General features: G+C 65.4%; 14 protein-coding genes. 4 read left to right on the top strand and 10 right to left on the bottom strand.

Annotation, left to right across the window (positions count from 1 at the left end):
• Positions 1 to 20 precede the first annotated feature (20 nt).
• Positions 21 to 509 carry a Fur family transcriptional regulator gene (locus tag B5X78_RS13985; protein ID WP_079725124.1) on the bottom strand — a complete coding sequence of 163 codons (489 nt, stop codon included), beginning with the start codon at positions 507 to 509 and terminating at the stop codon, positions 21 to 23.
• 13 nt (positions 510 to 522) lie between these two features.
• Complete coding sequence (gene gltX, locus B5X78_RS13980; RefSeq protein ID WP_079725123.1) at positions 523 to 1,926, bottom strand: glutamate--tRNA ligase; 1,404 nt, start codon at positions 1,924 to 1,926, stop codon at positions 523 to 525.
• A gap of 112 nt (positions 1,927 to 2,038) precedes the next feature.
• Here gltX and lpxH point away from each other — a divergent pair, with 112 nt between their 5' ends.
• Positions 2,039 to 2,776, top strand: coding sequence for a UDP-2,3-diacylglucosamine diphosphatase (lpxH, locus tag B5X78_RS13975; protein ID WP_079725122.1), 738 nt, complete (start codon positions 2,039 to 2,041; stop codon positions 2,774 to 2,776).
• A gap of 72 nt (positions 2,777 to 2,848) precedes the next feature.
• Here the strand turns inward: lpxH and B5X78_RS13970 are convergent, their stop codons facing one another.
• The 8 genes from B5X78_RS13970 to B5X78_RS13935 form a co-directional block, all read right to left on the bottom strand.
• Positions 2,849 to 3,670: a ferritin-like domain-containing protein gene (locus B5X78_RS13970; protein WP_079725121.1), complete on the bottom strand. Its 822-nt coding sequence runs from the start codon at positions 3,668 to 3,670 to the stop codon at positions 2,849 to 2,851.
• Positions 3,671 to 3,694: 24 nt separating this feature from the next.
• Positions 3,695 to 5,164, bottom strand: coding sequence for an amidophosphoribosyltransferase (purF, locus tag B5X78_RS13965; protein ID WP_079725120.1), 1,470 nt, complete (start codon positions 5,162 to 5,164; stop codon positions 3,695 to 3,697).
• 21 nt (positions 5,165 to 5,185) lie between these two features.
• Positions 5,186 to 5,779: a CvpA family protein gene (locus B5X78_RS13960; protein WP_079725119.1), complete on the bottom strand. Its 594-nt coding sequence runs from the start codon at positions 5,777 to 5,779 to the stop codon at positions 5,186 to 5,188.
• Positions 5,780 to 5,813: 34 nt separating this feature from the next.
• On the bottom strand, positions 5,814 to 6,830 hold the full coding sequence (locus B5X78_RS13955) for an SPOR domain-containing protein (RefSeq protein WP_079725118.1): 1,017 nt from the start codon (positions 6,828 to 6,830) through the stop codon (positions 5,814 to 5,816).
• A 67-nt stretch (positions 6,831 to 6,897) separates the two neighbouring features.
• Complete coding sequence (gene folC, locus B5X78_RS13950) at positions 6,898 to 8,172, bottom strand: bifunctional tetrahydrofolate synthase/dihydrofolate synthase (protein ID WP_079725117.1); 1,275 nt, start codon at positions 8,170 to 8,172, stop codon at positions 6,898 to 6,900.
• A gap of 43 nt (positions 8,173 to 8,215) precedes the next feature.
• Positions 8,216 to 9,049, bottom strand: coding sequence for an energy transducer TonB (locus B5X78_RS13945; RefSeq protein ID WP_079725116.1), 834 nt, complete (start codon positions 9,047 to 9,049; stop codon positions 8,216 to 8,218).
• Positions 9,050 to 9,155: 106 nt separating this feature from the next.
• A complete protein-coding gene (locus B5X78_RS13940) occupies positions 9,156 to 9,800 on the bottom strand; it encodes a histidine phosphatase family protein (protein WP_079725115.1) in 645 nt (214 codons plus the stop codon).
• A gap of 156 nt (positions 9,801 to 9,956) precedes the next feature.
• Positions 9,957 to 12,122 carry a S46 family peptidase gene (locus B5X78_RS13935; RefSeq protein WP_079725114.1) on the bottom strand — a complete coding sequence of 722 codons (2,166 nt, stop codon included), beginning with the start codon at positions 12,120 to 12,122 and terminating at the stop codon, positions 9,957 to 9,959.
• 152 nt (positions 12,123 to 12,274) lie between these two features.
• Between B5X78_RS13935 and tdh the strand changes: the two genes are divergently transcribed.
• The 3 genes from tdh to B5X78_RS13920 all read left to right on the top strand — a co-directional run bounded on the left by tdh (position 12,275) and on the right by B5X78_RS13920 (position 15,416).
• On the top strand, positions 12,275 to 13,309 hold the full coding sequence (gene tdh / locus B5X78_RS13930) for an L-threonine 3-dehydrogenase (protein ID WP_176140873.1): 1,035 nt from the start codon (positions 12,275 to 12,277) through the stop codon (positions 13,307 to 13,309).
• A gap of 206 nt (positions 13,310 to 13,515) precedes the next feature.
• Positions 13,516 to 14,022, top strand: coding sequence for a gluconokinase (locus B5X78_RS13925; RefSeq protein WP_079725112.1), 507 nt, complete (start codon positions 13,516 to 13,518; stop codon positions 14,020 to 14,022).
• 95 nt (positions 14,023 to 14,117) lie between these two features.
• Positions 14,118 to 15,416, top strand: a complete 1,299-nt coding sequence (locus tag B5X78_RS13920) for a PDDEXK-like family protein (protein ID WP_079725111.1) — start codon at positions 14,118 to 14,120, stop codon at positions 15,414 to 15,416.
• Positions 15,417 to 15,453: the final 37 nt, after the last annotated feature.

The following is a 15,453-nucleotide window of genomic DNA, read 5'->3' as shown; positions in this document are numbered from 1 at the left end:
TCACCGCGCAGGGCGCGCGATCAGGCGGTCTCGGCGCAGCGCGCGCACAGGCCGTGTACTTCCAGCGTCTGGGCCTGCGGTTGGAAGCCCAGCGCCTTGGCGCGTTGTTCGAGTTGTTCGACCACTTCGCGGTCTTCCAGCTCCACGGCGCTATGGCAGCGATCGCAGATCAGGAACGGCACCGAATGTTGTGCACTGTTCGGATGGTGGCAGGCGACAAAGGCGTTGACCGACTCCAGCTTGTGCACGAAGCCGTTGGCCATCAGGAAATCCAGCGCGCGATAGACCGTGGGCGGCGCATCGGCGCCCACGCCCTTGGTGGCGCGCACCCATTCCAGCAATTCGTAAGCCTTGACCGGTTTGCCGGCGTCGGCAATCAGTTCCAGCACGCGTGAGCGGATGGGCGTCAACCGCAGGCCGCGTTCCTGGCAGGCATGCTCCACCGCGCGCACGAAACCGCGCGCGTCGCTGACATGGTGCTTGGGATCGGTGCAGGCGTGGGTAGGCATGGCGGGGCCGGGCTCAGGTTCCTGTGATCTTGATAAGCGCTGCGTCGATGCGTTTCAAGGCCTGCTCGCGTCCGGCCAGGTACACCGTCTGCGAAATATCCGGGCTGACCTGGGTGCCGGTGATGGCCACGCGCATGGGCTGGGCCACCTTGCCCATGCCGATGCCCAGCGCCGTGGCGGCGTCGTGCAGGGCGGCCGAAACGGCTTCCACGCTCCACTCATTGGTTTGCGCAAGCAGCTCGCGGGCCTTGGCCAGCGGCGCTTCGGCAGCGGCATTCAGGTGCTTGGCCACGGCGGCTTCGTCGTAGTATTCCAGCGGTTGGTACCAGACCACGGCGCGCTCGGCCATTTCCTTCAGGGTCTGCACGCGATCGCGCATGGCCACCACCACATCGGCGGGGCTCGGGCCCTGGCTCAGGTCCAGGCCGAGCAGGCCCAGCTGGTATTCCAGATGCGGCGCAATCGCGGCCGGCTCGTCGGTCTTCAGGTAGTGCTGGTTGACCCAGCCCAGCTTGGCCATGTCCAGGCGTGCGGCCTTGGAATTGACGTCGGCGACCGAGAACAGATCGATCAGCTCCTGGCGGCTGAAGATTTCCTGGTCACCATGCGACCAGCCCAGTCGCGCCAGGTAGTTGATCAACGCGTGCGGCAGGTAACCGGCCGCCTTGTACTGCATGACGTCGGCCGCACCGGTGCGCTTGGACAGCTTGGCGCCCTCCTCGTCCAGGATCATCGGCATGTGCGCAAACTTGGGCACGGCCACGCCCAGGGCTTCGTAGATGTTGATCTGGCGCGGTGTATTGTTGATGTGGTCATCGCCGCGAATCACTTCGGTGATGCCCATGTCCATGTCGTCCACCACCACCGCGAAGTTGTAGGTGGGATAGCCATCGGGACGGAAGATCACCATGTCATCCAGCTCGCTGTTGCTGATCTCGATGCGGCCCTTGATCAGATCATCGAACACCACGCTGCCATCGACGGGATTCTTGAAGCGGATGACCCGGTTGGGGTCGTCGCGGTACGCCAGGCCCTGCTCACGGGCGCGGCCGTCGTAGCGCGGCTTTTCCTTGGCGGCCATGGCGGCTTCGCGCATGGCGTCCAGTTCTTCCTTGCTCTCGTAGGCGTAATAGGCTTTTCCCGCGGCCAGCAGCTGCTCGGCCACTTCGCGATAGCGGTCCAGGCGCCGGGTCTGGTAAATCGGGCCCTCGTCGTAGTCCAGGCCCAGCCAGTCCATCGCTTCCAGGATGGCGTCAATCGCCGCCTGGGTGCTGCGTTCGCGGTCCGTATCCTCGATGCGCAGGATGAAATCGCCGCCGCGGTGACGGGCTTCCAGCCAGCAGTACAGCGCCGTGCGGGCGCCGCCGATATGCAGGTAGCCGGTGGGACTGGGGGCGAAACGGGTACGGCAGCTCATGGGGGGACTCGTCATCTGAAGGCGCGAATTTTAACCCGAAGCCTTGTCGCTGGCCGATGCGCCCCCCGTAACTGCGTGCGCCAACGCCATTTCCGGCGCTTATCATGAGCGCATGACCACCCTTTTCATCTCCGACCTGCACCTGGACGATGCGCGCCCGGCCATTACCGAATTGTTCGGCGCGTTCATGCACCGCGAGGGCCCGCAGGCCGAGGCGGTCTATATCCTGGGTGACCTGTTCGAAGCCTGGGTGGGGGATGACGATCCGTCCGAGACCGGCGCCTATGTGGCCGCACGCATCCGCGAACTGGTCGACGTGGGGGTGCCGGTGTACTTCATTCGCGGCAACCGCGATTTCCTGGTCGGCCAGGACTATGCACGGCGCGCGGGGATGCGCATCCTGCCCGACCCCGCGGTGATCTCGCTCTACGGCAAGCCAACGTTACTGATGCATGGCGACCTGCTGTGCACCGATGACACGGCGTATCAGGCCTTCCGCGCGCAGACGCGCGACCCGGCCTGGCAGCAGCAGTTCCTTTCGCAGCCGCTGACCGCGCGGTTGGCCTTCGCCGCCCAGGCGCGCGCCGCCAGCGCCGCGCGACAGCAGGGTTTGAAGCAGAGCGATCGTGCGCAGTTCGAAACGGTGACCGACGTGACGCCGGCGACCGTGGACGCCACCTTCAACCGGTTCGGCATCGATACGATCATCCAGGGCCACACCCACCGACCCGCCATCCATGAGCTGGGCGTGCAGGGTCGCGGATGCCGTCGCGTGGTGCTGGGTGATTGGTACGAGCAAGGCTCGGTGCTGCGTGTGGATCCGCAGGGCATGCAGCTGGAAGCGTTGTAGGGGCGCGCGAAAACAGGGGTCAGAGTACGATTTCGAGAAATCGAGAAATCGTACTCTGACCCCTGTTTTTCTTCAGCCGGCAGCGGCCTGCAGAGAGGCCAGTTCGTCCTCGTCGAAGCCGGCGAGCAGCCGCGCTTCGACATTGAACGGACCGTGCAGATAGCCGCCGGCGTACTCCTTCAGCAGCTCGCGGAAGCGTTGGCGCGGCTCCACGCCGGCGCGTTCGCAGTACCAGCGGAACCAGCGCGAACCCGCCGCGACATGCGCCACTTCTTCGCGCAGGATGATCACCAGGATGTCGGCCGTGGCGTCGTCGCCCAGCTCGCGCAGTTTGAGGATCATGCCGGGGGTGACATCCAGTCCGCGTGCTTCCAGCACGCGCGGCACCAGCGCCATCCGCGCCAGGCCGTCATGCGCGGTCTTTTCGGTCATTTCCCACAGACCGTTGTGCGCATCGAAGTCGCCGTAGTCGTGGCCCAGCGCCTGCAGGCGCTCGCGCAGCAGAACAAAGTGGCGCGATTCATCCAGCGCCACGCCAACCCAGTCGGCATAGAAATCGCCGGGCAAGCCGCGAAAGCGATACACCGCATCCCAGGCCAGGTCGATGGCGTTGAGTTCGATATGCGCAATGGCGTGGATGAACGCCGCGCGCCCCACCACGCTGCCCAGGCCGCGCCGCGGCAACTCGCGTGGATGTACGAGCATGGGTTTCGGTGGACGACCCGGCATGCGGATCGCTTCGGGCTCGCTGCAAGTCTCCGGCGCTGCCAGGCGACCTGCGGCGAATTCAGCGGCGAAGTGCTGCGTCAACGCCACCTTGTCTTCCACGCGCGCCGCGTCCAGGCAGGCGCGGGCGGCGTCGAACAACGACGGAGTGGCCGCTACGTCAGACATGCGTGCGCCACGCCGTCTGGCGCGTCAGGAGACCCGGCGCTTGCGCTTGGCTTCGTCCGAACGGCTCTGCTTGATCCGCTCGAAGTAATCCGGGTCGATGCCGGTCACGTACTCGCCATTGAAACAAGACGAATCGAAGTGACTGAGTTGCGGATTGCCTTCGCGCACCGCCACTTCCAGATCTTCCAGATCCTGGTAGACCAGCCAGTCGCAGCCCAGCAGCTTCTCGATGTCTTCGATGCTGCGGTCATGCGCGACCAGTTCGTCCACCGCCGGCATGTCGATGCCGTAGATGTTGGGGAAGCGCACCGGCGGCGCGGCCGAGGCCAGGTAGACCTTGCGGGCGCCGGCGTCGCGCGCCATCTGCACGATCTGCTGCGAGGTGGTGCCGCGCACGATCGAATCGTCCACCAGCAACACCACGCGGTTGCGGAACTCCAGGTGGATCGGGTTGAGCTTGCGGCGCACCGATTTCACCCGCTCGGTCTGGCCGGGCATGATGAAGGTGCGGCCGACGTAGCGGTTCTTGATGAAACCTTCGCGGTACTTCACGCCCAGCACGTTGGAGATTTCCAGCGCGGCGTCGCGCGAGGTGTCCGGAATCGGGATGATCGTGTCGATGTCGTGATCCGGACGCAGGCGCAGGATTTTCTCGCCCAGCTTCACGCCCATGCGCATGCGCGCCTTGTGCACGGAGACGTTGTCGATCATCGAGTCCGGACGCGCGAAGTACACGTACTCGAAAATGCACGGCGCATGTTGCTGCTGCTCGGCGACGATTTCGGAGAACAGCTCGCCGCGCGCGGTGATCACCAGCGCTTCGCCGGGCTGCACGTCGCGCACGCGGGAAAAGCCGAGAATGTCCAGCGCGGCCGATTCGGAGGCGACGATGTACTCGATGCCTTCGTTGTGATCGCGCTTGCCCAGCACGAGCGGACGGATGCCGTTGGGGTCGCGGAACGCCACCAGGCCCAGGCCCAGCACCACCGACACCACCGCATAGCCGCCCTTGACCCGGCGATGCACGCCGGCCACCGCGCGGATGGCGGCTTCCGGGGTGAGCGTGCGCTGCAGGTCCAGCTCGTGGGCGAACACGTTCAGCAGCACTTCGCTGTCGGATTCGGTGTTGATGTTGCGGCGATCCTGCGCGAACACTTCCTGGCGCAGGGCGTCGGTGTTGATCAGGTTGCCGTTGTGCGCCAGCGCGATGCCGTAGGGCGAGTTGACGTAGAACGGCTGCGCCTCGTCCATGCCTTCGGAGCCGGCGGTGGGATAGCGGCAATGGGCGATGCCCACGCGGCCTTCCAGCACGCTCATCGCCTTGGGATTGAACACGTCGCGCACCAGTCCGTTGTCCTTGTGCACGCGCAGGCGCGTGCCATCGGCGGTGGCGATGCCGGCGGCGTCCTGCCCACGGTGTTGCAGGACGGTCAGCCCGTCATAGAGCTGGCCGGCAACATTCTGGTTGCCGACGATGCCGACGATTCCGCACATGGGGCGTACTCCGGTTCGAGTTCAGTTCGACGCTGGCGGGGTTTCGGGCGCGGGCGGCGCGCCGGGGTCGTCCAGCGGCGGGGGTAAGGCGAGAAGGCCGTCATTATCGCCCGCCAGCGGGCCATTGCCAAAATCCAATTCCTGCACAGTCCATTCCGGTAACCAACGGCTCAGCCATTGCGCAGCGGGAATCAGGTGGGGCAGCAGTTGCGCCTGCTGCCAGCCGGGGCCGCGCGGCAAGGCGGTGAAGGCCATCAGCAGCACCATCACCACCGCGATGAAAACGCCGCGAATCGCGCCCAGCGCCAGGCCCAGCAGGCGATCCAGGCTGGACAGGCCGATCGCCTTCACCAGCAATCTGACCGCCCAGCCAATCAGGCCCACCACGATCATCACCGCGATGAAGCACAGCGCGTAACCGCCAAACAGCTCGGTGGCTTCCGGCGTGCCGCCCTCGGCCAGCAACACCGCCACGGCCGCGCCGTAGTGGAATGCGGCCCAGCCCGCCAGCACCCAGGCCAGCAGCGAGGCCAGCGCGCTGATGAAACCGCGGAACAGGCCAAACAGCGCCGACGCCAGGATGACGCCGGCCAGCACCAGATCCAGGGAGGTCATCGGGCAGCCCTCATCCCGGGATCAGGCGAGGTCATCACGGATGCGGTCGCACCATGCCGTTGATGCCGAACTTGGAAGCCACCTGCGCCTTGAGCGTATCGGCCTCGGCGCGGCTGGCCACCGGGCCGACCCGAACGCGGTTGAGCGTGCCCTTGTCGGTGCGGACCTGTTCGACAAAGGCGCTGTAGCCACCCGCGCGCACCTTGTCGCGCAGGGCGTTGGCGTCTTCGGCCTTGGCAAAGGCGCCCAATTGCACGGCGAAGCCGACGCTGGACGCGGCCGGTGCGCTCGGACTCGTCGCGGCAGGCTTGGGTGCGGCGGCGACCGGCTTGGGCGCTTCGGCGGGCTTGGCCGCCGGCGTCGCCGGGACCGTGGCCGGCTTGCTCGCGGCCGCAGGCGCGGGAGTGGGATTGGGTTTGGCGGGCTCCGGCGGCAGCGCTTCGGTGATCACGCCCCCCGCGCTGGCCGGCGCAGCCTGCGCGACCGAAGGCGTCGGCGCCGCGGCGGCAGCGGTGGCATCCAGCACCACCACCTTGGCATTGACGTCGTTGCGCACCTTCACTGCTTCCAGGCGCATCGACTCGGCCGTGGCCTGATCCGCATACGGACCAATCCGCACGCGATAGGCGGTGCGGCCATTGACGGTGGCGGTTTCGCTGTAACCGGGCAGCTTGGCCTGCTTCAGGCGCGCGACCACGGCAGCGGCATCGGCCGGGCTGGCGTAGGCGCCAAAGCTGACCGCGTAATTGCCGGCCGCGGCGGTGGCGGGCATGGCGCCGGCGTCGGCCGGATTGGCCAGCGCCGCGGCATCGGGATTGGGCGCGGTGTTGGCCGGCAGGCCGACCGCACCGCCCGCAGGCGCGTCACCCGGCGTCACCAGCGGCAGTTCGCGGGTTTCGAACTGGCCATCGGGTGCATCGGGCACCTTGAGCGGGATATCGGAGACGCCGCTGTCAGGGGCCGGACCCTTGACCAGCATCGGCAGGAAGATGACGGCCAGCGCCACCAGAACGACTGCGCCGATCAGACGCTGCTTCAGAGCCGTATCCATCGGATGCCACGTACCTCGCCGGGGGAAGATGCCCGGCGATTATACGGCGCTGTTCGCGCGCGGCCCGTCAATCCGATGAACGCAGGTGGCGCAAGGCCTCGGCAACGGTGTGGAAGGAGCCGAACACCAGCACGCGACCACCCTCGCCCGCCGCGATCTGCGCGGCATCCAGTGCAGTGGCCACGTCGTCATGCGTGCCGGCATCTGCGGCGCGGGTCTTCGCCAATCGACCGGCCAGCGCCTGCACGGTCTGACCACGCGCCGCGCCCGGCTCCAGCCCGGCCAGATGCCAGCGCACGTCCAGATCGTCGAACGCCGCCACCACGCTCTGGGCGTCCTTGTCAGCCAGCGCCGCATACACCAATTGCGTGGTGCGCGCGGGCTGCGCGCGCAGCCAGGCCGCCAGTTCGCGCGCGGCCTGCGGGTTGTGGCCCACATCGATCACGAACTCCACGCCATCACGTTGCAGCGGCTGCAGCCGGCCCGGCAAGCGCGCGGCGGCAATGCCTGCCGCGAACGCGGCATCCGGCGGCGGCGTGCCGAGCGCCCGCAGCGCGGCGATGGCGGCGGCGGCATTGTTGCGTTGAATGGCGCCCGCCAGCGGCGGATGCGGCAGTTCCAGTTCGGCGCCCACCTCGCGCCAGCGCCAAGTCTGCTCGTCGATGGCTTCCTGGAAAAAATCGCTGCCCAGCCGCAGTGCATTGGCGCCGATGGCGTAGGCGTGGCGTAGCACGGTGGAGGGCGAATCGATTTCGCCCAGCACCAGCGGCTTCCAGGCACGGGCGATGCCCGCCTTTTCCGCGCCAATGCTCTCGCGATCCGGGCCCAGCCAGTCGGTGTGATCGATATCGACGGTGGTGATCACCGCCACGTCCGCGTCCACCAGGTTCACCGCGTCGAGGCGACCGCCCAGGCCCACTTCCAGCACCGCCAGATCCAGCTGCGCCTGCTCGAACAGCCACAAAGCGGCCAGGGTGCCGTACTCGAAATAGGTCAGCGCGGTTTCGCCCCGTGCGGCTTCCACTTCGACGAACGCCTGGATCAGCTGCGCGTCGCTGGCTTCATCGCCATCAATGCGCACGCGCTCGTTGTAATGCAGCAGATGTGGCGAGGTGTAGGCGCCCACGCGCCAGCCCGCCGCGCGCGCGATAGCTTCGACAAAGGCCACGGTCGAGCCCTTGCCGTTGGTGCCGCCAATGGTGATGACCTGCGCGGCCGGCTTGCCCAGGCCCATCGCGGTGGCCACCGCGCGCACGCGATCCAGGCCCAGCGCGATGCTGCGCGGATGCTGGCGTTCGATGTATTCGAGCCAGTCGTCGAGAGTGGTGAGGGTGTCGCTCATGGCAGGATCGTAGAACGCGGGACGCCTGCCGCGAAAGCCCGGCTTACGCAGGCGGCGGCGCGGGTGGCGGCGGTGGCGGCGGAGGCAGAGGTGGATCCAGGCCGCGTTGGCGCGGCGCCTTGCGCAGGCGCGCTTCAAAGCGCGTGCACTCGGCCGGGTCGGGTGCGTCGCACTGATAGCGCTGCATCCAGAAGGCGTGCTGGCCGTCGGTGACCAGGCGCGAGCGCAGCACGGTCAGGTTGTTGGACCAGCCGGCGTCGAATACCTCGTAGAAGCTGATGAGCGGACCCTCGGACCATTCGTAGCGGATGACGCCGTCTTCGCTTTCGGGTTGTCGGGTCGCCTTCTCATTGAGCAGTTGCACGATGGCCTCGGCGCTCTCGGCCGGCAGCGGCAAGGGATCGGTGAGATAGCCGGGCAGACTGCCGTCGCGCGCCGTGGCCACGGGCGCCACCTGCATCTGCTGCCAGAGTTGCTGCCAGTGACGATGTTCTTCCAGGCTGGGCGTGTCGGTGGCCGCTGCCATGTCGTCGGATTCGGACGGCGTCGGGATGCGGAATTCGACGGGGACGCGGATGCGCGGCATCGTCTGGCCGTTGCCGGCGGGATTGAATCGCCACAGCAACGCCGCATCGGTGGCGGCTTGATCGAGGGCTTCGTAGCCGGAGGATGTTTCCACTTCCACCGCGACGACCTTGCCTTCGGTGTCGGTGGTCAGCAGCAGGATGGTGGTGCCTTCGGCGCCGGATTTGGCCAGCTCGGCGGGATAGTGCGGAGGCTGGATGGGCAAGTCGGCCGCGCTGCCGGCATGAGCGGATACGCTGGCGCACAGGCTCAACCACATCGCCAACAGGCGCAGTCTTGGATGCCGCTTCATCGAACTCCCCTTCGATTCATCAATCCTGCAAGCGCTTGGATCAGCGCGAGGGTTTTGCCCCCATTCCGGCCTTCCCCCGCGTTGCAGGGGAAGCAGCGAAAGCCGGTTACAGCGCGCGGTGTTTGGCTTCGCCGAAGAACGGGGTGTGGTGGGCGCAGTCGTTCAGGCGCACCACTTCCAAACGCTCCACGTCCGGGCCTTCGAGCAGGTTGAGCGTGGTCGGCGCCTGGCGGAAGGTCCACAGCTTGCTGATGGGCAGGCCGAGGATGCGGCACAGGATCACGCGGTTGACGGCGTCGTGCGCCACCACCAGCAAGGTGTCGCCATCGCCCAGGCCTTCGGCGGCGCGGGCCAGGCCGCGCCAGGAGCGATCCAGCACCTGCCGCAGCGATTCGCCGCCGGGCATCAGCACGGTGTCGGGTTCTTCGCGCCAAGCTTGCAGGCGGGCCGGGTCCTTGTCGAGGATTTCGCTCGCCAGCAGGCCTTCCCACTCGCCGTGGGCGATTTCCTGCAGTTCGGGGTCGAGTTCCAGCATGTCGGCGCGCGACTCACCCAGCGCAAAGCGCGCGGTGGTGGCGGCGCGGGTCAGCGGCGACGCGACCGCGCGGGTAATCGGGATGTCGCGTAGCCGCTCGCCCAGCGCCTTGGCCTGTGCCTCGCCTACCGGTGACAGCGGAATGTCGATCTGGCCCTGGTAGCGGCCTTCGGCGTTCCACGGGGTTTCGCCGTGGCGGGCAAGCAGGATGCGCATGCGGGGGTCTGTGCGGGGGGTGGGAGCGGATTGTAGCGGGTTGGCTCTGGCATCGCCCCAGCCCGTTGGTAAGGGGCAGACCATTTGGCTACCGCCGAAACGACAACGGCCCCTTCGCAGAGGGGCCGTTGTTGAGCAGCGGATTGCGTGCAGCGCTTACTTCTTGGAAACGTTCAACTCTTCCAGCAAACGCGGGCTCGGATACACCTCTTGCATGATCCAGCGCAGGTAACGGCCGTCGACGGCGATCATGCGGGTCATCTTGGGATCGAACACCCAGTTGGAGCTCACCGATTCCCAGTTGCCGTCGAACGCCAGGCCGACCAGCTTGCCGTGTGCGTCGAGCACCGGCGAGCCGGAGTTGCCGCCGGTGATGTCCAGATCCGACAGGTAGTTCACCGGCACCGAGCCGATGCGCTTGTCTTCCAGGCCGCCATAACGCTTGGCCTTGACCGCATCGATCAGCGCCTTCGGCGAGTCGAACGGATCGGCGCCGGTTTCCTTGGCGACCACGCCTTCGAGCGTGGTGAACGGGGTGTAGCTCACGCCGTCCTTGGGCTCGTAGCCCATCACGTTGCCGAAGGTGATGCGCAGCGAGAGGTTGGCGTCCGGATAGACGAACTCGCCCTGGCTCTTCTTGTAATCAGCCACCGCCTGCAGGTAGGTCGGACGCGCGAGCAGCGATTCGCCTTCGCGCACCTTGCGCTCCTGCTCCAGCTTGAGCAGGGTCGGCATCACCGTCACGGCGTACTGGATGGCCGGATCGTTGCTGGCCTCGAACGCCTTGCGATCAGCCTTCAACCACTTCAGGCGTTCTTCGGTGTTGCCCAGTTGCGTGCCGGCCAGCTTGTCCAGGGCGCGGTTGATCGCCGCGCTGTCGTTGCCACCCAGCCAGGTGTCCACCGCGGCGACGCGCTGCGCTGCCGGCAGCTTGACGTACTCGCCCAGCCAGTAGGCCTGCAGCTGCCGATCCATCGCCGGCACGTAGCGGCGTTCCATCTGCTTCATGGTGCCTTCCAGGGTCGGCAGGTCGCGTTCCTGGTAGCCGCTCTCGCGCTCGGCGTTGGGCTTTTCGTTTTCAATCGACAGGCGATACATCGAAGTCGCCGCGCCAATCGCACCGCTCATGCTGAACTGGCGGAAGATCAGATCGCGGTCACGCGTGGCCTTGGCCTGCTCGCCCAGTGCAATCAGCTTGGCGTGCGCGTCGAGCGCGGCCTTGCCCTTGCTGCCCTGGCCCTTCAGCCACTTGAGCACGGCGGCTTCTTCGGCGTGCTTCTGGCCAGCAGCGTCGATGCGCTTGAAGCCTTCCAGCTGGCCTTCGTAGTTCTTGCTGGTGTTGTTCCAGCCGGCCATCACGCTGGCGTACTTCACCGCGATGTCCGGGTTGCTCTTGCCGGCCTTCTGCACCAGATCGATCAGCGCTTCGTAATGGCGCGCGACGGTGGGATAGGTCCAGGCTGCGGTGTTGTCGAATTCGCTGGCCAGTGCGTAACGGTTGGTCGAACCCGGGTAACCGGCCACCATCACGAAATCACCGGCGCCCAGTTCCTGGTCGGCGAACTTAAGCCAATGCTTGGGCTGGTAAGGAACGTTGTCCTTCGAGAACGCCGCCGGCTTGCCGTCCTTGCCCACGTAGGCGCGGTAGAACGAGAAGTCGCCGGTGTGGCGCGGCCACATCCAGTTGTCGATGTCGCCGCCGAACTTGCCGACGCTGCCCGGAGGCGCGTACGCCAGGCGCACGTCCTTGATTTCCAGGTTCTTGAACAGGCGATAGGTGTTGCCACCGGAGAAGCTGTAGAAGCGGCAGCGGAAGCCGGGTTCGGCTTCGCACTCGGCCACCAGCTTCTTCTCGAACGCATCCAGCGCCTTGGCGCGACCCAGCGCGTCCTTGGCACCGGCAATGGCGGCGCGCGCTTCGCTGGTGACGTCCTTGATGTCGTCCAGCACATAGATGCGCGCGGTCGGGCCGGCGCTGACTTCATCGGCGATCGTGGCCGGGTTGAAGCCGTCCTTGATCAGGTTCTTCTCGGCGGTGGAGTTGAGCTGGATGGCGCCGTAGGCGCAATGGTGGTTGGTGACCACCAGGCCCTGCGGCGAAACGAAGCTGGCGGTGCAGCCGCCCAGCGCGACCACGGCGCCCATCGGGTCGCCGGTCAGATCGGCCAGCTGTTCGGCGGTCAGCTTCAGCCCGGCTTTCTGCAGCGGGCCGGCGATTTCAGGCAGCTGTTGCGGGACCCACATGCCTTCTCCGGCAATGGCAAGGCTGGCCGGCGCAAGACAGGCCACGGCGAGCGAGGCGGCAAGCAGGTTCAATCGCATAGGAGCTATCCCCGTCAAAAATAAAGAATCGGCGATTGTACCGGCCGGGGATGCCCGGCCCGCCCATGACTTCTGGCCTATGCCGGACCATACGTCCGGGGGCGGCAGCGTATAATCCGCGCCCTCAATCCAGCGCTCCGGAACACAGTCCCATGACGCAAACGATGAAGGCGCTGGTCAAGCGCGAAGCCGGCAAGGGCATCTGGCTGGAAGAGGTGCCGGTGCCGCAGCCGGGCCCGAACGAGGTGCTGATCAAGCTGGAAAAGACCGCCATCTGCGGTACCGACCTGCACATCTACCTGTGGGACGAATGGAGCCAGCGCACCATCAAGCCGGGCCTGACCATCGGCCACGAGTTCGTCGGCCGCATTGCCGCGCTCGGTTCGGCGGTCACCGGCTACACCGTCGGCCAGCGCGTCTCGGCCGAAGGCCATATCGTCTGCGGCCATTGCCGCAACTGCCGCGGCGGCCGCCCGCACCTGTGCCCCAACACCGTCGGCATCGGCGTGAACCGCAATGGCGCGTTCGCCGAGTACATGGTGATGCCGGCCAGCAATCTGTGGCCGATTCCGGATCAGATTCCGAGCGAACTGGCCGCCTTCTTCGATCCCTACGGCAACGCCGCGCACTGCGCGCTGGAGTTCGACGTGGTCGGCGAAGACGTGCTGATCACCGGCGCCGGCCCCATCGGCATCATTGCCGCCGGCATCTGCAAGCACATCGGCGCACGCAACGTGGTGGTGACCGACGTCAACGACTTCCGCCTCAAGCTCGCCGCCGACATGGGCGCCACCCGCGTCGTCAACGTGTCCAACACCTCGCTCAAGGACGTGATGGCCGACCTGCACATGGAAGGCTTCGACGTGGGCCTGGAAATGAGCGGCAACCCGCGCGCCTTCAACGACATGCTCGACTGCATGTACCACGGCGGCAAGATCGCGTTGCTCGGCATCCTGCCCAAGGGCGCCGGGGTCGACTGGGATCGCATCATCTTCAAGGGCCTGACCGTGCAGGGCATCTACGGCCGCAAGATGTACGAGACCTGGTACAAGATGACCCAGCTGGTGCTGTCCGGCTTCCCGCTCGGCAAGGTGCTGACCCACCAGCTGCCAATCGACGACTTCCAGAAGGGTTTCGACCTGATGGAAGCGGGTAAGGCCGGCAAGGTGGTGTTGAGCTGGACCTGAGCCGGCAACGCTCCGCCGAACGCTCCTTCCCCCGCCTGCGGGGGACACATCGGCAGGAATGCCGATGTGTACGGCGAAGCCGCCCGAAGGGCGAGCCACATGGATGTGGCGAGTACACGCTGGGATGGGGCCATCGAAGCCGGAATGATGACGGCACCGACGTTGGAAACGAAGACATCCCACCCCGGCACCCAACCGGAAATTCCATGCCAGCCCTAATCATCCTCGGCGTCTCCGGCAGCGGCAAAACCACGGTCGCCAGAGGGCTGGCCGACCACTACGGCTACGATTTCCTCGATGCCGACGACTTCCACAGCATCGAAGCCAAAGCGCAGATGGCCTCAGGCATTCCGCTGACGGACGCGCAACGCGAGCCATGGGTCGCCACATTGGCCAAAGCGCTGCAGGACAGCGAACGCCAAGGCCGCTCCTCAGTCCTCGCCTTCTCCGGCCTGCGCGCCGCGCATCGGCAAACGGTGCGTGATAGCGGGGTGCCGATGCGCTTCATTTTCCTGCATGCGGCACCGGAGCAGGTCGCCGCACGGTTGAAGCAACGCAGCGGACATTTCATGCCGGCCAATCTGCTCGCCAGTCAGTACGAGGCCCTGCAATTGCCCGATGGCGAAGCCGATGTGCTCAGCGTCGAAGTCGATGGCCACCCTGCGCAGGTGCTTGCCCGTGCCATCAGCGCACTGGCTGCTAGAGCATCGTGAGACCCGCTACTGCAGCGCACGTTCGGACGAATTTCTTTCCACTTCGCGACCAATCAGGATTTTCGGCTGACTATAACCTTCTCGAGAGCACAGACATGGATAAGTTCACGCGGGACGCCCTGGAAGCCTTTTACACGGACTCTCGAGTAGTAGAACTCTGCGAACTACTGCGCACGGGTGACGAGGTACTCGACGTCATTGGCCTCTCCGAGAATCAGCATTCCGATATTCTGGCTTGGCTACTCGACCCGCGCGAAGGGCATGGGCAGGGCGATCAAATCCTTCGCGATCTTCTGATTGCTGCAACCATAAGTTCCCGCACATCCGACTCATTGGATAGAAGAGGCATGACATCGCGATTCTTCGCCGAGTGGAGTGCATCCCGGATTCGAACGACGAGTTTTGGTTCGGCCTTTGTCGCCCGGGAGCTAGGAATGAAGGCGAAGGAGCGCGTCGACCTTTTTGTTATCGACCCGCAAAACAAGTTCGTACTGTTGATCGAGAACAAGGCGGGTATGCACCACTCAAGCCAGCAGCTCGATACATATAAGAAGAATTTTGAGGATATCACCCAGGGCAATGCCAATCTTCGTGGATACGATTGCGCATTCATCGCGCTGGATAGATACCTGCTTGACGACGACGATCGGGAATTGCCTGCCGCCCGGTCCTGGCTGCACCTCGGTTACGACTGGCTCAAGGTATCCGCAAATCGCGCAATCATGCACATGGAGCGCGGAAACACGGCCGCTCGACTGGTGGTGAGCTACTGCAACAGGCAAACCGACTGGGAAAGCCCGCAGGAGAAGAAGGCCATTGAGATTGCCTCCGGGCTACACCACGACCACCGCAAGGCCATCGATTACCTGCTGGCGATGTCTATCAGGAGAATCGAAGCAGAATGGCTTGGCAGCACTAAGCCGACCGTTGAGCTGCTCTTCATGCTTCAGAATCGCTCGCTTGAAAGCTTACTCCGCGAAACGCAGGGCATGGCGTCGGTCGTTTCGACATTGCTGACGAGGCTTCCGGGCCTGCGCAGCGATTTGCTGGACCATGGACGAGGGTGGATTGAAATCTGTCCAACTGGGTGGGACCGCTATTTCAATGGTGACTGGTGGCCGGTCTATCTCAGAATCACGTACACCGACAAGGAGAGATCTCGCTTCAGAATTGTCTTGGTCTGGAACTCGCACTATGCACGCTCTGAGTCAGAAGCCGAACACCTGCGAGACCTCCTCTCCGAGTACAACCCGCAGTTTCTGAAGCACGGCGAAGCAACCCGGCGTTGGGTTATCCTGGATCATGACATTGGCTTGAGCGACGTTTTCCAGCGGGTCGCTGAAATCTTCAGAGACCTTTCGACACTACCCACGCTGGCGGAAGCCGGGCGCTAGCTAAGATCAGTGCGCCGACTTTTTTGCCCCGCAATCT

This window comes from Pseudoxanthomonas indica (assembly GCF_900167565.1).
Lineage (GTDB): Bacteria > Pseudomonadota > Gammaproteobacteria > Xanthomonadales > Xanthomonadaceae > Pseudoxanthomonas_A > Pseudoxanthomonas_A indica.
The sequence above is the reverse complement of the archived record's forward strand: the minus strand, read 5'-3'. Positions and strand labels throughout refer to the sequence as shown.